Genomic DNA, 20891 nt, shown 5'->3' with positions numbered 1-20891 from the left:
GATATCAAATGGCGCACATTGCGTTATTCACTTTTATATCAGGTTTCATTAATTAGACGTAAATATTAATGATCTTCATAAATTATCTTGAGAATCTATCAAATTTCCCCCTACTCCCTACTTCCTACTCCCTACTACCAAGATGTACCTCATCCACTAGAAAACTGCTGTAAGTCAATGCTCCCTAATATCCAAAGCACGTTGTTGAAAAAGTTCAGCTTCTTTATACTTTCCTTGCTCATAATAGAGATCTGCTAAATTCTTCAGACTGTGTGCAACATTACGATGCTTTACACCAAAGGTTTTTTCATTGATAGTCAAAGCACGTTCCAACAATAATTCTGCTTCTGCGTACTTTCCTTGCTCAGAGTAGATTTGTGCCAAATTGTACAGACTGTGTACAATATGAGGGTGGTCTGTACCCAAAGCTTTCTCATTGATAGCCAAAACACGCTGCAAAATAGGTTCCGCTTTTGTATATTTTCCTTGGGAATAGTAGAGTGCTGCCAAGTTGTTGAGACTATCTTCGATGTCGGGATGCTCTGTACCCAAAGCTTTCTCATTGATAGCCAAAGCACTATGCAATAGTGGTTCTGCATCTTTGTACCCTTCTTGAGAGTAGAATTGTGCCAATTTTTTGAGATTTTTCCCCTCACCAGGTCTATGATGTGGTGGTGGTCGGCGATCGCCTCGTCCACGAAACCTTCGTGAGGAAGGTTGCTTGTAAGATCGTGAAAGTGGCAATAAGTTCAGAGCATCATCAGGTTTATGATGTGGCGGGTGTCGTCGATCGCCTCGTTGATCAAATCTGGGTGATGGTCGTCGATCGCCTCGTTGATCAAATCTGGGTGATGGTCGTCGATCGCCTCGTTGATCAAATCTGGGTGATGGTCGTCGATCACCTCGTTCATCAAACCTAGGTGGTGGTGGTTTGCGATCGGTGAGGGGAATTTGACTCTGCATCAAGCGATCGGAATCATGTAATTCAAGTTTTTGTTGCCGCCATCCCAAAGCAAGTAAACTAATAACTCCTCCCCAAACTAAACTAGGATAAACAAAACGCATCCACTTTTTTTTAGGAGTTTGTTTATCCCGATCTTTTGCTAAACTTGCCAACTGTTCCTCAATCCAATTTAGATTAAAAATTGTCCGATAAATTTTGTTAAAAACAACTAATCTATCTTGTTTTTTTACTACTATTCCTGACAAACGTAGTACCATTTGTATTCGACTTTCATCAGTTTTAACTCCTCCCCGCAGCAGAATTTTTCTATATAGTCTAAGTAATTCAGGTGTAAGTTGATTTTGACTAAGTAAATGATGCCGAATATATGTTAAATGAGTGGGATAATCTTTTTCTTGCCAATATGTCAAAATATGTTCTTCTACTAACTTATCAATATCCGGCTCAGTGTTATCTGTATGATCGACAATAATTTGACAAAGTTTCTGAGTTAAAAATGGTTGACCTCCAGTCCAATCGAAAACTCGCCGTAAAACAATTTCCGGCTCTTCTACTATTCCTATTAATCCCTGAGTTAAATTTTTTCCTTCTTGAAAATTTAATGCTGTTAATTCAATGGGATGACCAATATTAAAAGGAGTATGTCTTCCATCTCTAATTAAATCTTCTGGAGTTGCTACTCCAAAAAAACAAAAAATCAGCCGATGATAATCAGATTTTTCATCCTCAGATCGGTGATTATAACAAGAGCGAATAAAAGCTAAAAATTCATTTTTAAAGGGTAAATTTACCAGTAAATCAATTTCATCCAGAAAAATATAGATTTTTTCAGTGGAAAAATTCACAAATAAAATCTCTTCAATAAATCTAGCCAAACGCTGGATATTTGTCAAAGTTTGATAACCTTCAATCCAGCTTTGATAATCAATCCTATAAGCTAAACCAAATCCTCGAAATAGTTCTTCTAAAAAACCGTCATACCAAGATTGTTTTTGAATAGAAAAATCACCTAATCTACTCATATCTATTGCCGCACATTTACAACCTTGAGACCGTAATTTTTTCATCACTTTTACCCGCAAACTAGATTTACCCATTTGACGAGCATTAAACACATAACAATATTCTCCACTTTGCAGTTTTTCATATAATTCTGCATCTTGTTTTCTCATTACATAAGTAGGGTCATTAGCGGATAAACCCCCACCACTTAATTTATAACTAACCATAATATTTTAAGAAGGAGACAGGAGACAGGAGACAGGAGTTTTTTTAGGAGTCAGGAGACAGGAGTCAGGAGACAGGAGTCTTTTTAGGAGACAGGAGACAGGAGACAGGAGACAGGAGGGAGGAAGAGGGAGTAAGAAGGAGACAGGACTTACGCAAATTCACTTTGAAAGCGCCATATGTAGGGGCGAATGCCATTCGCCCTCACTCTATTTAGTTTCCGTAGGAGACAGGAGGAAGAAAGAGTAGGAATTAGGAGATTATTTGCGTTGTTCAATTGCGTTTATATATGAATCTAATAGTTTACTTACTTCTTCTAGATCCAGTAGAAGTTTTGAAGTATCTCCGTATCCAAGGTCATTTGCCAGAATTAGGTAATACCGACTTTCTTCTAATGAACCTTGTGCAATATTCAAAAATCGGATTTTATCTGCTAGACTCTTTTTTCTAAAGCCTTCTACTATATTAGCTGGTACTGATACGGATGCTCGCCTTAACTGACTTGTTAATCCATAGGTTTCTGTTTTTGGGAAATTGCTGCTAAAACCATAGACATCTAAAACAAGTTGATGTGCTTTTTGCCAAACTATTAAATCTCGAAAGTTTTTAGCAGGTTCTCTTTTCATTCTGACTCCTGATTCCATCTTCAAACTACGCTCCAAAAAGCATCATTCTAACTCCTAACTTCCAAAAAGCCAACTCCTGACTTCTAACTCCTTCTTCCAACTCCTGTCTCCTGTCTCCTGTCTCCTGACTCCTTCTTCCAACTCCTGTCTCCTGTCTCCTGTCTCCTGACTCCTTCTTCCATCTCCTGTCTCCTGTCTCCTTCTTTTATCCCAACCGTTCCTGAAAATATTGTCGATATAACTGACAACGAGGTTCAGCATCATCACCTTTAATTGTAATTAATCCCATAGCTTCTAATTGATGTAATTCTCGATTTTTATTGGGTAAACGTACTGGAGAATTACTTTGTAAGATTTTGTGAAAAACTGCTTTAATATTTGTCTTTTCTAATATTGTTTCTAAATGTCTACTTAAATGTTCTTGATAAATTCCGCTTTCAGTAGGAGCATATTTTAATAGTTCTGTAATGGTTAATTCATCCTGAGACATTTTGTACAATCCTAATCTGATTAAATAAGGATGTCCTCCCACCATTGACATTAAAGGAGAAACTATTTCTGACTCTAGTTGATGTAAATATGCTAACTGAGTTACCTGCTCTAATGTAAATTCTTTTAACTCTATAGGTAAACCAACATTAAAAGGAGATTGATAAATATTTAATTTGCCATGATATTCTGTGGAATAAGCAATTATCATTCGTAGATTTTCCCAAATTTCTAAGTTATTGCTTTCTTCATACCAACTCCTTAACATGGCAAAAAAATCTTTAGATATTTCTGGATAGTTAAAAATTTCATCTACTTCATCTAAGAGTAATACTACTTCTTGTTCTAAATGATATAGTAGTGCTTCAAATTCTTGAGTGCAAGATATTTTAGCATTGTGATTATCCCAAATTTTCCAGCTTGGACTATCAGTAAACCGACTTTTGATATTTTTGTTAAATGCTTTCAGAAAATTATTAATATTACTGATATTTTCTGGTTCAATTAGGCTATCAAATCTGAGATAAATCGGAATATAGTTGTTATTATTTGCTTTTGCTTGTATCCTCCGCAACAGAGAAGTTTTACCCATTTGTTTTGGTGCTTTTATTCTCACTAGCGAACCAGGGTCTTCTATTTTTTCATAACATTCAGACTCAATAGAACAACGTTTAATTCGATAACGTTCTATATAAAAGGGAGAGTCTGGTTTCTCTGGTCTACCAGGAATAATAATTTTGTTAGTCTTAAAACCATAGTCAGCTCTTAACTGAGGATGGACTAAGTTTGATTGATATTTGCTGAATGTTTCTAATAAAAATCCCCGAAATGAACTATGATTCTTGGGTAGATTAAATTTAGTAGCGATCGCCTTTAATTTTTTCCCTACATTTGACGTATCCCATTTCATTGACTGAGCAATTTGTTCATATTTATTGCCTGCCAAAAATAAACTTAATGTTTTTACTTCATCATCTGCCAAGCCAGAGTAAATGTGTTCAAAAATTTGTTGATTCATCAATTTTATTTTTAAATTTGACTAAAATTAATGTAAGCATTCAGCCGTCAGCTATCAGCTATCAGCTATTGCTTTTAGTTAGTAATAAAAGCTTTCTTATATTATATCCAGAGAATTAACGAAAAAAAAATTTTTGTTTTACGAGCTTTAATTATAACTATGCCTTTTAATTTGGATAAATTAAGTTTTACTAAGGTTGTTTAAATCAAGATAACTTAACAAAGATTAGAAAGTCAAGATTAACATTAATAAGATTAAAATTACAGCCAATATATTTTTCGGCGTTGCATAAATGCGGGATGATTTTAATAGTTTTGTGGAATGGGCATCTTGCCCGTTCCTGATATTTTCCCGTTCCTGATATTTTCACCGCAGACAGGGACAGGCAGGATGCCTGCCCCCACTGGAAATACATTCTTTTAATTCTATAAAGCTGATAGCTGACCACTGAATGCTTACTCTAAGAGAAACCTTGACTACTGGATAAAATGTGAATCATATTTTCAGGTACATTCCTTACTATCTGCTGAATGTGAAAATATTTTCACATTGATGAGGATTAATTCATTTTTCTAGTTAGTGAAGATGTAACCTGAAATTTACTGTCATTTATTCCCCATTTGAAATTTAGCTGAATTAAGATTATTTGTAAAGGGAAGAAAGATAATTTTAATCCAAGATAATAGCTTTTAGATTAGAATAAGTTAAGAAAAAATCATTAACTTGCCATTGTCCCAAAAATATCCCTTGTCTGATAGCTGATTATTTCACAGCTTGACTACTAGAAAATCATCATCAAGCAAAATAATTGCTTTCCTAATTCCCCTTTCACAATAATCAGAAATACAAACAAAAAAGATGAACTCATTATTAGAAGATCAGCAAAACTTTGACTCTGAAGATACTAATAATAACATCAATCTCACCCTCGATCCGGAAACTCAACTCGTAACAGTAGATGACTCTTCACCAAGTATTTCCGTTTTATGGGACCAAGCAGTACAACAAGCAGTTATCAATACTTCCCCAGGCCCAACCATTGCTTCCCGTGCTTATGCGATCGTACACACAGCTATCTACGATGCTTGGAGTGCTTACGACCCATTAGCAGTAGGAACTCAACTAGAGGATGACCTACAACGTCCCCTGTCAGAAAACACTGATGCCAACAAAACAGAAGCCATAAGTTTTGCTGCTTATCGAGTACTCTCAGAATTATTTCCCACTGAGACAGACCTTTTCAACGAATTAATGGCTGAACTTGGTTATGACCCTAACAACACAACCACTGATACTACTACTCCCGCTGGCATTGGTAACGTTGCCGCCGAAGCACTATTAACATTCCGTCGAAATGATGGCTCCAACCAACTAGGAAATGACCCCAATGGTGACGGTACTCCCTACTCCGACATCAGTGACTATGAACCTAGTAATCCCATTGGAGACCCCATTGACATCGAACTCTGGACTCCCGAAGCAGTTCCCATTGACGCTGAACCCGGTGAAGAAGAGCGAGTGCAAACATTCCTCACTCCTCAGTGGGGTGATGTGATACCTTTTAGTCTCGCTTCAGGTGATATATTTCGACCAACAGCACCAGAACCATTTTTGCTAGTAGATGGTGAAGTAGACTTGGAAGCACGCACAATTACTCTAGCAGACGGTTCAGTTGTCGAAATCACTCCAGATATTATTGGCACTATTATTAATCCTGCATTCATTGAGCAAACAGAAGAAGTTATCGCAATGAGTGCTAACCTCACAGACGAGCAAAAGTTAGTTGCAGAATTTTGGGAAGATGGCAGTGGAACATCCTTCCCTCCAGGAACTTGGATGACTTTTGGGCAATTTGTCTCAGCTAGGGATGACAAGACATTAGATGAGGATGTCAAACTCTTCTTTAACTTGGGTAACGCAGTATTTGATGCCGGAATTGCCACTTGGGAATCTAAAACTTTTTATGATTATGCTCGTCCAGTACGAACAGTAAGGGAACTAGGGGAATTAGGATTAATTGGTGAATTTAATCCAGAGCTTGGTGGTTTTGCTATTGATGCTTGGGCAGGTCCTGGAGAAGGCACTCAAACAATTTTGGCTACTGATTTTCTCACCTATCAAACTCCTGGTAGTGACCCTTCACCTCCTTTTGCTGAATATGTATCTGGTCATAGTACCTTCAGTGCTGCTGCTGCTGAAATTCTCCAACTATTCACTGGTAGTGATGATTTTGGTGCTTCGATAACTTTTCAAGCTGGTGAGTCTCGCTTTGAACCTGGTGTTACACCAGAAGAACCTATAACTTTGGAGTGGGAAACTTTTAGTGAAGCTGCTGATGAAGCTGGTATTTCTCGTCTTTATGGTGGTATTCACTTTGAAGATGGCGATCTAAATGGTGGGGAGTTGGGACAACAAGTAGCGGAAAGTGTCTGGCAAGAAACTCAGTTGGCGATCGCTCCTAATGTTACTATCGGTACAAATGAGGATGATGATTTAATCGGGACAACTGCAAATAATCTGATATATGGAAATAGAGGTGATGATATTATCCAAAGTTTAGATGGTAACGACTTGCTTCACGGAGGTAAAGGTGACGATCTACTTGATGGTGGTCTAGGAGATGATATTATTGGTGGTCAGCTCGGTGATGATATTCTCACTGGTGGACTCGGTGGGGATATGTTTGAGTTCGGGTTTGGTGATGGTGACAATATTATCACTGATTTTGAAGATGGAATAGATGTCATTGGTTTAGAGGATGGTTTGAGTTTCGAGCAGTTGACAATTTCTCAGATAGGAAATGACACTCGCATTAGTACTGAACGACTTTCGATTACATTACAGGATGTACAGGACAGCGCGATCGGCATTGATGATTTTCTTGAGATTGTTTGAGTAATATCATTAGGAGTCAGAAGTCAGGAGTCAGGAGTCAGGAGAAGAGAGAATCACTTTGATGAGCGTAGTTATGAAAATTGGAGAATTTTTTTATCATTTTCTTTGTGGGTTTAATACCCCACCGTCAACTGGAGTGTTCACGCATTACTTGGGGGAGCGAATCCCCATGTAATTTTCCTCCTGTCTCCTGTCTCCTGTCTCCTGTCTCCTGTCTCCTTCTTCAAGTCCAATTCCCCCGGATTTGATATCATTTCAGTTATCAATACCTTCTTCCTACTACTATAAAAGCTTTGCAATTTATAGTTCAGGACTTACCCATGAGGCACGAAAAACAGGGATTTGAGATTGCTTTCCTATCGGTTGCAATGACGAAAAGACCTTGTACTTTGTAAGTCCTATAGTTTTTGGCAAACTCCATATCTCAAAATGAATGAGGTTTTACTTTGACACATAGTATTTTGACAAATTTATGAAAATATGATACCAGGTACTAAAAAAATCAGGAGATACTATGTTATATTATCATTTTCTTTGTGGGTTTAATACCCCACCGTCAACGGGGGTGTTCACGCATTACTTGGGGGAGCGAATCCCCATGTAATTTTCCTCCTGTCTCCTGTCTCCTGTCTCCTGTCTCCTTCTTCAACACGACTTACGCATGAGCTACGAAAAACTAGGATTTGAGATTGCTATCCGTTCCTGACTGCTGCGCAAACCCTGTCGGTCGCTGCGGACGAAAATACGTTGTACTGCATAAGTCCTAATTATGTCCGGATAAGAGCGTGATCAAAAAACTTTCTCCTTCTTCTACTGTTCTTCCTCTTCCTTATTCCATCTCCTGACTCCTGTCTCCTGTCTCCTGACTCCTTCTTCCATCTCCTGACTCCTCCGTCGTTTATTTATAAATATTCAACCAACATGATATTAGATACAGCACCACTTGCTAACTACTTAGGTTTATTCGGATTAATATGCTATATCCTCACTTTACTACCAACAATTTTGAGGATTGTTTTTCCCACAACCAAAAAAACAGAACTTCCTAAATTTTTATTGAAATATCGTCGTCAAATAGGTGTAATTGCTTTTTTATTTGCTCTTGGTCATGGAGTTTTGCTACTTAGCAAAAGAAACTTTGATGTTTTTGATTCCCAAACATATTCGATATATGGAACAGGAATAGTGACTTTAATTATTTTCACACTCCTAACAATCACTTCTAATGATTGGAGCATCAAAAAAATGAAGAAAAATTGGAAGAAATTACATCAATTGACATATTTTGCCATGTTTATTTTAGTCTGGCACGTCATATATACAATGTGGGGTCATTGGAGTCATATCACCCCATTAGGAGTAATCGGAATTACTGGCACCACAATTTTATTTATTGCTAGAAAACTAATAGAGCGCAATAAAAAATCATAGCAGGGAACAGGGAATAGGGAACAGGGAACAGGGGGGAAAACATTTCCCTGTTTTAGGTTCATCATCAGCATAAGTTCTAAGCAACTTGTTCTTTGCTATAGCAAAAATAAAAGCCGAAAATTAAAGTGACCAAAAGTCAAAATTAATCATCAACTTTTCCAAATTAAGAAATCTCACAATTAAAATCTATGCTAACCCCACAACAGTTCCGTAAATATGCCACAATAATAGCAGCAACTACTATAACAAATCTTGGTGGGTTGTGGTTGTGGCGATCGCTTTCAACACCAACTATAAACTTGACTCAGGAACCAGAAAAAACAACTCTACCCTCCCTTACTCTTTCCGGACACAAAGGATGGGTATATGCAGTTGCTATCAGTCCAGATGGTAAAACCATGGCCAGCAGTGGTTATGATGGCACGATCAAAATTTGGAACTTCAGCAATGGTCAGTTGCTTAATACCATAGATGCTCACAAAGATGCGATCGAATCTCTTGCCATTAGTTCAGATGGAAAAGTCCTCGCCAGTGGTAGTTGGGATAACCGTATCAAACTTTGGCATCTTGCCAATGGCAAACTCATTCAAACTCTCGAAGGTCATACCGATGATGTGAAAGCTATAGCTATTAGCGTTGATGCTCAAACTCTTGCTAGCGGAAGTTATGATGGCACAATCAAAATTTGGAATCTTAAAACTGGATCTGTTGAGAGGAATTTTAAACATTCCAGTCCCATCACATCTCTCTCTTTTAGTTCTGATGGAGAAATGCTTGCTAGTGGTAGTAAAAATGGTCAAATCCAAACTTGGCAAGTGAATACAGGTAAACAACTCCACTCATTAGCAGCACATAAAAACACAGTTTGGGCGATCGCTTTTAGTCCCGATGGCAAAATCCTTGCTAGTGGGAGTCAAGACCAAAAAGTTAAGTTATGGCAGGTAGAAACTGGTCAACTTCTATGCACTCTAGACGGACATGACAAAGCAGTTTTATCTGTTGCTTTTAGTCCTGATAGTCAGACTCTTGCTAGTAGTAGTTACGACAAAAAAATTCATCTGTGGGACGTAGATACAGAAGAAATACTAGAAACATTTAAAGGTCATGCTAAACCTGTTTGGTCTGTAAATTTTAGCCCTGATGGACAAACTCTTGCCAGTGGGGGTGCCGATCAAACAATTAAACTTTGGTCTATGTCTGCTTTGAGTAATAAACAGTTACAGAATACAACTGCCTCATCTGCTGTGGTAGAAGTTGTTGCATCAGAGATTACTGATCAAGCTAAGTTAGAAGAGTTAAATCAAAAATTGTATGACCGAATTGACCAAAGTTGGCAACAAACACCAGTATGGTACGAAGATTTAGTTTTTTGCATCACAGTTAATGTTGATGGAGCGATCGCCAAATTAGAAATGATGAATGAACCTGCTAATAAGTATGCAGAGCAAACGCCTTTACCCAAGTTATTCAATACTGCTAAATCTGAAATTACCGACCAGAAGTCTGTTGCTTTGTTCCGAGTAGTGATGACTCCAACAGGTGTACTTGAAGTTAGTCCTTGGTCTGGTTGGTTATAGTGTGAATTGCTTTCAATTGAGGCTGTAAACCTATTTTTCTTGCTTCTGTTTGCCCTTGAGGGAAGTAGCACCAAAAGCACCTACTGCTAATAAACCTAGTAGAAAAGTAGGTTCAGGTACAGACTCAGCAGTCTCAGCAGTAGCAAAAGCAACCTCGCCAATAGCACAGAAAGTGGAGCCTTCACAGCCTGTTATCTCAAATCGGACGAATTGTGCATTGACAACAGAGCCGAAATCAATAACTTCCGCAGGATAGCGATTAAAATTTGGATTAATGATTGGAGATACTCCACTCAAAACAGTAGAGAAATTCGTTCCATCATTGGAAGACAATATATCGAAAGAGGAAATTCCGCCGTCCGCCTCATCGTTCCAAAGTGCAAGGCGGTCAATAGCCAAAACACTACCAAGATCGTAGGTTACAGTTTGGGGTGCGCTTTGAAAATTAGTGAACCATTCGTTACCAAAGAATGATGTAGTGTGTGTAGGATTTAGACCGAGATAAGTATCAAAATAATCTACGCCACTCGTAAATCCAATACTGAGACCTGATTGGTTAATAGTGTTGCCAATTTCCGCACCAGGTGTAAACTCTGAAGTTGCTGTTGCATCCACTGGGCTGACGATCAAAGCAGCCTTAGCTTGGTCAATACCTACCAGCATAGTTAAACCTAATGTTACACCAGCAGCAATGGAAAGCTTTTTCAACATGATTAAATCTCCTTAGAAAACTTATTAAATTTATTTTTATTGCCTACAACATTAATCTATCCTTCCACCCCGATTTATGCAACCCCTTTATGCTCAACTTTGCAGAATCTTTAATTTTTCAGAAAATATACGGAGATTTCTATTCCACCACATTAACCACAGAATGAGACCGAACACTTTCCAAAAAAGCATCTACATCTTCATCCCTAGTATTAAAAGCAGTTACAACTCTAATTATAGGGAAAGTTCCCTGCTGCCAAACATAAAACTGAAAACCATCCGCTCTCAAACCAGTAACCACAGACTCAGGAATTTCTACAAAAATTTCATTTGCCTCCACTGGATGACATAACCTGACCAAAGGAAACTTGACCAAACCTTGCGCTAATTTTGTAGCCATCTGGTTAGCATTGCTAGCATTTTTCAACCATAGATCATCAGTAATATAAGCTTCTAACTGAGCAGACAAATATCGCATTTTTGAGAATAAATGCCCACTGCGTTTGCGACGGTAGCCAAATGTTTTTGCCAATTCTTGATTAAAAAAGACTACTGCCTCCGCTGCCATCGCTCCATTTTTAGTGGCCCCAAAACACAATACATCCACCCCTGCTCGCCAAGTTATATCTGCTGGGGCACAACCCAAACTAGCAACAGCATTAGCAAAACGCGCTCCATCCATATGTAGATAAAGATTGCGATCGTGAGTTAATTTTGCTATTTCAGCTATATCTTCTGGTAAATAAACTGTTCCTGCTTCCGTTGCTTGAGTAATACTAACTGCTGCTGGTTGAACATGATGCACTATACCAATACCAGCTTTTTCTAGTACTGTTGCTAAGTCAGAAGGATGAATTTGAGCATCTGTACCACTGAGCGTCACCAATTTCGCACCACCCGTATAAAATTCTGGAGCACCACATTCATCTACATTAATATGAGATTCAGCATGACAATAAATAGCTCCATAGGCAGGAGCGATCGCTGATAAAGCAAGAGCATTAGCAGCGGAACCCGTAGCAACAGGGAAAATTGTCACTGGAGCTTCAAACAATGTTGAGAATTTAGCTTCTAAGCGCTGAGTATATTCATCTGCACCATAAGGCATTGCAGACCCTTCATTAGCAGCTATCACAGCAGCCATAATTTCTGGACATACCTCAGTCACATTATCACTACAAAAGTTCATATTTCCCATATTGTTAACTTTATTTCGCTAAAGGACTAAAAAAATTGGTGTTGCTAAATAAATGTATGATTTCACAGGAGTCAGGAGTCGTAGGGGCAGATGGCCATATAGCCTGACGGCATGGACTTCGCAATTGCGCCCCTACATGATATCAGTAGGTACAAAGGAGTTTTTCGGTGACTAAGATAGTGGAACTTACACCCTCGTAGAGTCTATATTTACCTGAATAACGCAGCACCAAATATTAATTACTGCTGATCAATAGACATCTCCGGAAACTCAGTTTTTGTCCAGGTCTGACAAGGGTCTGAGATTAATTATCGCAGAGGTATAATGGTTATTATTAATTATATATATATAGTAAAAATTACACACAAAAAAAACTTTTCATATAAAATTATAGCTAATTCAATTTGTTATCAAATCTTGACACAACTAAGAAAAAACATCTTCTTAGTATATTGATAATTAGAAAAAAGAATGATACTATACAAAATAGTTAAGAAATAAACCTCAACTATTACTAGCTTTCAAAATTTGGAGGTAAGTAAAATAATCTACAATCAAAACAGCACTCAAAAAATATCAAATAACCTAAATATATTTATTAGTTTTATTTCTCTTTGAGCGGAAAAAAGCTGATCTAAAAGATAAAGATACAAATTAGTCCAAAAATCTATTCAATAGAAACAAAAATAGGCAAAAGTAAAAATTATTTATCAAAATAATTGGGTCTAAAATCCCGCCTTGATTAGCGAAATATTTTTGGAGGGTTGCTCACACATCCCCGTAACAAAAATAACTTCTGATTTCTGACTTCTAACTTCTGACTTCGTTAATGACTCCTATTGAAATTTATAGAGAGCTGACTAAACATGAAAAACACTACCAGAGATTATCGTCATATACAATTCTGCGAAGGTAACTCAAAAGTAGATATTGCCCAACTGGTGGCTTTATTTGATTCCGCAGCAGTATGGGCAAAAAATAGAAAAATAGAAGATTTAGAAATAGCCATTGCAAACAGCAACCCAGTCGTGAGTGTATGGGATAGTCAAAAAATGATAGGTTTTGGTCGTGCTACATCAGACTGCGTATACAGAGGTACAATTTGGGACATAGTCATTCACCCAAACTATCAAGGTGGAGGACTAGGACGCAAATTAGTGCAAACAATTTTAAGTCATCCACGAATGTGCCATGTAGAACGAGTCTACCTAATGACAACCTACCAACAGGATTTCTACAAACGCATAGGATTTCAATACAACCAAAGCACAACAATGATATTGCACAATCAACCAATGGAAGGAGAAATAGAATTAACAACTAGGAACAAAGCATTACTACTTGCTCAAAAGTAATATCATGTCCGGTTGAACAGTGATAAATAAATAACTACGGAGGAGTCAGGAGTCAGGAGTCAGGAGTCAGGAGGGTTTGCTGAATAAATCTGAAAGTATTGATAAATAAAGGCATTAGCCTTTTTGGGGTTCAAAAAAACGCCAGCTTTTCGGTGCCAAGAGCTGCAAAAAGCTAGTATTTTGGGCTGACTATGGTAGAAAAATCATTCTTACAATTCTTACTCCTACCTCCTTGCTCATCCCTATTTCTCCTGTCTCCTGTCTCCTATCTCCTGTCTACTACCCCTACTAAAAGACTTTTTCAGCAAACCCTAAGTAATTAAGATTAATATCATACACTAATTCACCAACGCCGAACTCTCATTGTTTTCTATACTCATAGGAATAGAACATTGAGTCCGGTTAAAATCAGACTCCTTACCATCAGAAGGTGTTGCCAATACCTCTAAACGTCCATTCATTATTCCTAACAAAGTTTGATTCATTAACAACCTCATACCAGGAGAAAGCTGAAAATCACAACTCACAACCTTTTCTGTTTTCTCCTCATGACTCTGTTTGAGTAAATCCCAAGACTCACTCCACGCACTAACTGGACGTTGATCGTCAATCCAGATATTAACATAACCAGATTCTTGTGCGGGATGAACAGAAACATTAATACTACCTTCATTCATTTCGGCGATCGCAGTATCAACTAAACCAATCAAAACCTGCTTCAGACGAGACTCATCCGCCAAAACATAAATATTAGGGTCTGGAGGTAATATCTTCAAACGAATACTACGGTTAGCAGCTTGTAAACAAGTTAAATCATCCACCGCCTCTAACACTTTACTAAGCTGAAGCGGTTCTATTTTAAGTTTTTCAGTACCATGCTCGGTTTTAGCCACATCAATAATTCGATCAAGTAGTTCCAAAGTTTTTAACGCAGAATTATACGCTTGGTTAGCAAATTCACGTTCCTCTTCCGGGTTATCAGCTAAATCAAAAATAATTAACTGTAGCGTACTAATCATACTATTCATCGGCGATCGCAACTCATGAGAAGTTCGAGCCAAAAAACCAGCCTTAAACTTACTCATTTCCGATGCCATCTGGTATGCAAGTTGAGTCTGTTTCAGTTGCTCTAAAAGTTCTTCTAGTGGATCTAAATTAGATACTTCAGGTGATGACACCACAGAAGGTGTTGACAAGTTCTCAGTTTTTTGCCTCAACCATAACCTGCCGCCTATTAGTCCAAACCCTAATCCTAATGCCAAGAATAAAAAATCGTTCCATCCCATGGGAATAAAAATATTAAAAAATATAACCGTACCCTTAAAATTTTAACTTGACCGCTCCCTGACGCAGGATTTCCCAACAACTAATTTCGTTCCACTTAGCAACAGTAGAAGGCACTCCAGAAGCCAAGATTATCTCCTGTTCGTGGGACAATACTAAAACATCTGGAAATTGAGCATTAATTTCAGCCATTCGACCCAGGGGAGGTTGACCTGAGAAATTAGCACTTGTAGTAGCCAAAGGCCCAGTTTGAGTCATAATTTCCCTAGCAATATCACAATTAGGTATCCTGATTCCAATGGTAGTTGGGTCAAAAGGGTTCATTTCTCTAGGAACCATTTCCGAAGCTGGCAGCACCAAAGTTAAAGGTCCAGGCCAATACTTCTGAGCAACCTCTTGCCATAACTGCAACTCTTCATCACTTCCTCGAACATAAGACCACAAAGATGCGGGAGTTGCCCCCATCAAAATCAAAGGTTTATCTGGACTACGACGTTTTGCTTGAAAAATTAAATCTGCTTTTTGAGGCAGAGCCGCTAATGCTGGTACAGTATCAGTAGGAAAGCTAACTAAATTACCAGAAACTGCCCCCTCAATTAGAGTCTCAATAGATACTAAACTCATTTATTTTGTTTTTTGTTTTTTGATTTTTTTTAAAAATTATAGCTAATTTTAGCATCTCTGGGATAAAAACTCTCAGCTCAGGGAGCTTAATAAAATGAAATAAGTTTCAAATTAAATTATTTCAACAAGTCACCGTCATTAAAATTAAACATTGATCTTAACTGCGACCCTTGCTTAAGTTGAAAAATTAAATCTACTTTGTCAGGTCAAGCTACCAGTAGTGGTATAATATCAATAAGAAATTTCACTAGATTACCAGATAGAGTTTCAATACAGACTAAACTAATTATTTGATTTTATTTTTGATTTTTAATTTTTCAAAAAAATATAGGTAATTCCAGCATTTGTGGCAGAAAAAACTCTCAATCCATGGAGCTTAAGAAAATGAATTGAGCCTCAAATTAAATTATTTCAACCAGTTGCCCTGATTAAAATTAAAGGTTGATCTTAACTGCGACCCTTCATTAGAAAAATTACAGCACTTTTGTCAGGTCGAGCTGGCAATGGTGGTATAGTGTAAGTAGGAAAACTAACTAGATTACCAGAGGCTGCCCTATCAATTAGAGTCTCAATGGATACGAATATTATTTTGTTTTTCATTTTTTAATTTCCCCAAAAATTATAGGTAATTCTAGCATCTCTGGCAGAAAAAACTCTCAGCCCAGGGAGCTTAAGGAAATGAATTGAGCCTCAAATTAAATTATTTCAACCAGTTACCCTGATTAAAATTCAAGGTTGATCTTAACTGCGACCCTTTCCTGGAAAAATTAAATCTCCTTTGTTAGGTCGAGCTGCCAGTGATGGTACAATATAAGTAAGGAAGCTAACTAAATTACCAGATATGGCCTCCTCAATTAGAACCTCAATAGATACTAAACTGATTATTTAATTTCATTTTTCAATTTTTAATTTCCCAAAAATTATAGGCAATTTTAGCATTTCTGGCAGAAAAAACTCTCAATCCAGGGAGCTTAAGGAAATGAATTGAGCCTCAAATTAAATTATTTCAACCAGTTACCCTGATTAAAATTCAAGGTTGATCTTAACTGCGACCCTTAAACAGCACTTTTGTCAGGTCGAGCTGCCAGTACTGGTAAAGTCTAAATAGAAAAGCTGACTAAATTACCAGATATTACTCCCTCAATTAGAACCTCAATAGATACTAAACTTCATAACTTTACTCTCTAAAAAAATTTTAGATTTTGTTTGAAAAAAATAGGCAAATTTATAGCAGGGAAAGTAGAATTGAAATAGTATTTATATCATCCAAATATTGATAAATACTATGTTTTACCTTTGACTTATAATAAAATCTATGAGTAATTCTGAACAAAAGAGTTGGAACAAAAGAATAAATGTTTTTTTAATAGGTATAGCTATTCCTGTAACTGGTATACTTGTAGGCATTTTCGTTCCAGAAATTAGATGCTCTTTAGGAATAGCACAAAATAGTTGTAAAAATAAATATTGCAAAAATCTATTCCAAGAAGGTAAAAGAATTGAATTCAAATATAGACCTATAAAGAAAGACCATATAGAGGTTGGAAAAGTTAAAATTAATCAAGTCACAGATAAAAGTGATGGAATAACAGTAGTAAAAGGAGAAGCAACTCTTCTTGAGCATTCATCTCCAGCAAACACAAATATTGAACTTCCATTATTACAAAAAGATCATAATTTTCCTCCTAATAAAAATCACAAACCTATAAATTTCGATATCAAAATCAACAATGAAATAGATAAATGGGAATTACTTTGGGTTGCTGATCAAAGTCTTTCAGAAGGCAAGAATGGAAGTTGTGAACCTGGAAAAGCCGGAATATATATGGACCACCCCACAGTACAAAAAAAATACCAATTATATTTTCAACTTATTCCATAACAAAACTCTATGAAAAATTTTGAAGCTCAAGAAAATAATATTTCCTACCTCAAATAAGCCATAGCAAACCGATCAACACCCTCAATATCCGGAAAAATCTCAACCCCACAATAAGCTCTATTCTCCTGCAACATTTCAGCCACCTTATCCCCTTGTCCACTCATCATCTCCACCAACCAAACACCACCAGAAACCAAATATAGTGGAGCCGTTTCAATCAAATATCTAATACAGTCCAGCCCATCAGCACCACCATCAAGAGCAAGATGAGGCTCATGCTCCCTAACTTCTACCTGCAAAGTAGAAACCATATCGCTAGGAATATAAGGAGGGTTAGCCACCATTCCACTCACTTTACCCCGCAAATGCTCCAATGGTTCCCACCAAGAACCTTGACAAAAATTTATCTTGTTCCCTAAACCCAATTTTGTCCCATTCTGTCTAGCAATAGCTAAAGCTTCTGGACTACAATCCACAGCATAAATAGAAGCTTCTGTCAATACTTCTGCCAACCCAAAAGCGATCGCCCCACTACCAGTTCCCATATCTACCCAAATTCCTTGTTGAAGATGGGAAACACTATTAGTAGCTGCTACAACCAGATCGATTAAACACTCTGTTTCTGGCCTTGGTATCAAAACCCCAAAACCCACCTCCAAAGAAAAATTCCGCCAATAAGTAACCCCTATTAAATATTGAAGCGGAACCTTTTCATTTAAACGTCTATACCAAAGATTATTCAACTCAACTAAAGAAAGCCTCATTGAAATATTAGGCCAATCTTTAAAAGACTCTAAACGAAGCGTTAATCGATCTAGTCCAGCAAATTCTTGCAACAACCAATCAACCTCAGCAACATAGATACCTGCCTTTAAACCATCACTCTGAGCACTGCGATACCATTGCCAAAGGTCTAGACCTGAAACTACACACTCCGAAGAAAAGTCCATTAATCGCGATCGCTGAAAATTGAAATTTTAATTTATTAATTACCAGATTGTTTTAACTGTTGTACAAACTCTAAAGACTCCCTGGGAGGAATAAAAATAATTTTTTCTAAGAAAGGATCGTCATCTTTCTCCAGGGCCTTAATTACACCTTCAAGATTCACAACTTCAATTTTCACAGAAGAAAAAACATCAGGTTGTTGAGTCTTAGCTCGCTCCAACATTCCCTGCAAATCTTCCTTATTAAAAAACATAGGAATAACTTGTTGTTCCCCACGTTGAATAGTTAAATATCCACCATCAGGTCCACCTTTAGCTATAAATAAAGGTACTCCATTGAACTGGTTAACATCCTGACCATTTTGCTCAAGTAAAATCTTCGCAGATTCAACCTGCCTCTTAATTGGAACATAAGCAAACTGCAGCTTTTGCTGATTATTCTGACTAGATTGGCTCATTTCATAAACTTCACCTAGAGATACAGGCACAACTTTAACTGTAGCTGCCAAATCAGGATTTTCTCCTTTTAATTTTTCTACAAAAGCATCTGCATCACTCTTACTAATAAAAACCCCTGCCACAGAAGAATTTTCATTACCTTCTTTTTTGATAGAAGCTACAAGAGGAGAGCCATTTTGATCGGTTATTGTAAATACAGGCACAGGAGTTAACTTCTGCAAGACTTCTTCTGCAGATAGCGCTAATGCAGACATATCTTTGACAGAAGGTCTTATCAAAGTGCTAGTTACTATTCCTAACACTACACTTAGGCGAATTAATGATTTCATAGATTCTCCAAATTATTTAAAATAATGCAGCAAAAATAAAAGTTATGAACATCAAATAACTTACAGATAGACATGAAAATATCATGTTAATTTGTTCAATAAGCCACTAATAAACATGATTTAATCTTTTTAAGATTTAACTATCACATCAATCATCAAAATATTTATTCCATAGTTTACTAAGATATCCTGATTTTTTTACCGTTTTAAAAACATATTTAGCTGTGATTAATTAATAATTCAATAAAATCATTATTTTTGGAAAAATTAAATTATGGAATTGAGCGATTACTTGATCTCAAACAGTATTTTAATTAATCATAAAAATAGTTTAATTTTATGCTTTTAATTTCACTGAATTATAAATTTTACGAAAATTGTTATTTTAGATAAAAGCTAATCTATGATTAATTTACTAATGTGGTAAATTGAAAACCATAGGAGTATGATTGATGGAAAAACAGTTATAACTGTAGCTGATTATAACACAATTTTTTTCATTTGCTTAAGCTAACAATAAATAAAAACATAGTGGTTTACAGATACTTAAGACATAGTCTTTCTCCTAAAGGAGGGTTAAATTATCATTTTCTTTGTGGGTTTAATACCCCACCGTCACTTGCGGTGTTCACGCATTACTTGGGGTGAGAATCCCCATGTAATTTTCCTCCTGTCTCCTGTCTCCTGTCTCCTGTCTCCTTCTTCAAAAATTATTCAATTCTAGGTTAAGCTATCGACTAAAATTCAAAATTTTTTGCCTCATCCAACGGAATATATAGATTAATTTTCAAAACTATAACTACATTGAGAATAGGAAAGCATGTCGCTATTAGCGTTCAGCACTCAGCTTTTTAACAAACGAGGGAGTGTATCTGTTTTATAACCCATTTGGTATTAATGTCTGCGACCCGCTTTTTTTTACCAGGAGTCAGGAGGACTGAGTCAGGAGATGGAGAGAAGACATAAGGGAAAAGGCGGATGTGAACCCGCGTCTCGCCATGGGAACGCCGACCAAGAAAAGGGAACGGGCACCAAGCAGATTGAAAAATACTCTCTACTTCCCTATATTCCCGTCTTCCCATATCTTTTTAAATAGATATCAAATGGGTTCTATAGTTGTTTTAATTTGAGTAGACTACAAAGACTAAGTAACTGTGCAAAATTAATTTAATATTTTGGACCTAGGGCGTGTCATCAATTAAGGAGGTTGACAAAATGGGTATTGTATGTTCCAGGTAGATGGCGATCGCTATGCCAATAAAATGACTGAGGCTACCTGTAGGAATTCCTCCCAGAAAGTTTACGGAANCACCCCAGAAATGCTGAAGCAGGGATTAGTGCAGAAGATACAAAGCGTCACCCTCGTTACTACTTGCCTGTGAGAACTATCGTATTATGTCGATAAATTGCGCAAATTGTTAACTAAGTCGAAACTCCCCACATTCCCCTGCTACCGGATTTGATATTAATATCAAATCCGTTTAATTGGACATAAAAAAAATCTTCAATCGTCATAACTACCCTCATCTTTGTAATTCTTTCTCCTCCTGAGGACTGTCTCCTGACTCCTGAGGACTCCTAACTTAACCATTCTATGGCTGTTTAACCGGATTTGATAACCCATAACGAAAAAGAGGTGTTGGTAAAGCGCGTGTATGATATTAATCTTAATTACTTAGGAGTCAACCCACCCCTCGCCCCTCCCCCTCCCAGGAAGGGAAGTCAGTCGGACCGAGTCAGGAGGAAAGAAAGAAGAATAAACAGGAGTAGAAGGAGAAAGTTTTTTGTTCACTAATTATCCAGGCATGATATCATACCTCAAATCACCAACGCCCGAAAAAGATAAAAAAAAACCAGTAAGAACTAGAATAAACC

General features: G+C 37.1%; 17 protein-coding genes. 6 read left to right on the top strand and 11 right to left on the bottom strand.

Features of this window, described 5'->3' with window-relative positions; genetic code table 11:
- Positions 1-174: 174 nt before the first annotated feature.
- The 4 genes from F6K18_RS06150 to F6K18_RS06135 all read right to left on the bottom strand — a co-directional run bounded on the left by F6K18_RS06150 (position 175) and on the right by F6K18_RS06135 (position 4324).
- Positions 175-2193 (bottom strand): tetratricopeptide repeat protein, encoded by a 2019-nt coding sequence (locus F6K18_RS06150; RefSeq protein WP_287519517.1) that lies wholly within the window; start codon positions 2191-2193, stop codon positions 175-177.
- 258 nt (positions 2194-2451) lie between these two features.
- Positions 2452-2817 carry a four helix bundle protein gene (locus F6K18_RS06145; RefSeq protein WP_287519516.1) on the bottom strand — a complete coding sequence of 122 codons (366 nt, stop codon included), beginning with the start codon at positions 2815-2817 and terminating at the stop codon, positions 2452-2454.
- Between the two features lie 54 nt (positions 2818-2871).
- Positions 2872-3081, bottom strand: a complete 210-nt coding sequence (locus F6K18_RS06140; RefSeq protein WP_287519514.1) for a hypothetical protein — start codon at positions 3079-3081, stop codon at positions 2872-2874.
- Positions 3023-4324 (bottom strand): AAA-like domain-containing protein, encoded by a 1302-nt coding sequence (locus tag F6K18_RS06135; RefSeq protein ID WP_287519512.1) that lies wholly within the window; start codon positions 4322-4324, stop codon positions 3023-3025. Before F6K18_RS06135 ends, F6K18_RS06140 begins: the two co-directional genes overlap by 59 nt.
- Before the next feature lie 858 nt (positions 4325-5182).
- On the opposite strand from F6K18_RS06135, the gene F6K18_RS06130 reads away from it, so the two are divergent.
- From F6K18_RS06130 to F6K18_RS06120, 3 genes are all read left to right on the top strand, one after another.
- On the top strand, positions 5183-7219 hold the full coding sequence (locus F6K18_RS06130) for a DUF6851 domain-containing protein (RefSeq protein WP_287519510.1): 2037 nt from the start codon (positions 5183-5185) through the stop codon (positions 7217-7219).
- 921 nt (positions 7220-8140) lie between these two features.
- Positions 8141-8650, top strand: coding sequence for a ferric reductase-like transmembrane domain-containing protein (locus F6K18_RS06125; RefSeq protein ID WP_287519508.1), 510 nt, complete (start codon positions 8141-8143; stop codon positions 8648-8650).
- A 188-nt stretch (positions 8651-8838) separates the two neighbouring features.
- Positions 8839-10227 carry a WD40 repeat domain-containing protein gene (locus tag F6K18_RS06120; protein WP_287519507.1) on the top strand — a complete coding sequence of 463 codons (1389 nt, stop codon included), beginning with the start codon at positions 8839-8841 and terminating at the stop codon, positions 10225-10227.
- Between the two features lie 30 nt (positions 10228-10257).
- Here the strand turns inward: F6K18_RS06120 and F6K18_RS06115 are convergent, their stop codons facing one another.
- On the bottom strand, positions 10258-10935 hold the full coding sequence (locus F6K18_RS06115) for a discoidin domain-containing protein (protein WP_287519505.1): 678 nt from the start codon (positions 10933-10935) through the stop codon (positions 10258-10260).
- Between the two features lie 142 nt (positions 10936-11077).
- Entirely contained in the window at positions 11078-12127 is a 1050-nt protein-coding gene (locus tag F6K18_RS06110; protein ID WP_287519503.1) for a low specificity L-threonine aldolase, read from the bottom strand.
- 875 nt (positions 12128-13002) lie between these two features.
- Here F6K18_RS06110 and F6K18_RS06105 point away from each other — a divergent pair.
- Entirely contained in the window at positions 13003-13491 is a 489-nt protein-coding gene (locus F6K18_RS06105) for a GNAT family N-acetyltransferase (protein WP_287519501.1), read from the top strand.
- 338 nt (positions 13492-13829) lie between these two features.
- On the opposite strand, the gene F6K18_RS06100 is transcribed toward F6K18_RS06105, so the two are convergent.
- The 3 genes from F6K18_RS06100 to F6K18_RS06090 form a co-directional block, all read right to left on the bottom strand.
- Positions 13830-14777, bottom strand: a complete 948-nt coding sequence (locus F6K18_RS06100) for a sensor histidine kinase KdpD (RefSeq protein ID WP_287276688.1) — start codon at positions 14775-14777, stop codon at positions 13830-13832.
- A gap of 34 nt (positions 14778-14811) precedes the next feature.
- Positions 14812-15399 carry an L-threonylcarbamoyladenylate synthase gene (locus F6K18_RS06095; RefSeq protein ID WP_287519500.1) on the bottom strand — a complete coding sequence of 196 codons (588 nt, stop codon included), beginning with the start codon at positions 15397-15399 and terminating at the stop codon, positions 14812-14814.
- A gap of 447 nt (positions 15400-15846) precedes the next feature.
- Positions 15847-15999, bottom strand: coding sequence for a hypothetical protein (locus F6K18_RS06090; protein WP_287519498.1), 153 nt, complete (start codon positions 15997-15999; stop codon positions 15847-15849).
- A 715-nt stretch (positions 16000-16714) separates the two neighbouring features.
- Here F6K18_RS06090 and F6K18_RS06085 point away from each other — a divergent pair.
- On the top strand, positions 16715-17281 hold the full coding sequence (locus tag F6K18_RS06085; protein WP_287519497.1) for a hypothetical protein: 567 nt from the start codon (positions 16715-16717) through the stop codon (positions 17279-17281).
- Positions 17282-17325: 44 nt separating this feature from the next.
- Here F6K18_RS06085 and prmC read toward each other — a convergent pair whose 3' ends face one another.
- Positions 17326-18231 (bottom strand): peptide chain release factor N(5)-glutamine methyltransferase, encoded by a 906-nt coding sequence (prmC, locus tag F6K18_RS06080; RefSeq protein ID WP_287519495.1) that lies wholly within the window; start codon positions 18229-18231, stop codon positions 17326-17328.
- Positions 18232-18266: 35 nt separating this feature from the next.
- Positions 18267-19016: a Tic22 family protein gene (locus F6K18_RS06075; RefSeq protein WP_287519493.1), complete on the bottom strand. Its 750-nt coding sequence runs from the start codon at positions 19014-19016 to the stop codon at positions 18267-18269.
- 1639 nt (positions 19017-20655) lie between these two features.
- Here F6K18_RS06075 and F6K18_RS06070 point away from each other — a divergent pair.
- Positions 20656-20811: a hypothetical protein gene (locus tag F6K18_RS06070; protein WP_287519491.1), complete on the top strand. Its 156-nt coding sequence runs from the start codon at positions 20656-20658 to the stop codon at positions 20809-20811.
- Positions 20812-20891: the final 80 nt, after the last annotated feature.

It is taken from the genome of Okeania sp. SIO2C2 (assembly GCF_010692625.1).
Taxonomy (GTDB): domain Bacteria; phylum Cyanobacteriota; class Cyanobacteriia; order Cyanobacteriales; family Microcoleaceae; genus Okeania; species Okeania hirsuta.
Note: the sequence above shows the minus strand (reverse complement) of the source record. Positions and strands in the feature narration are given on the sequence as shown.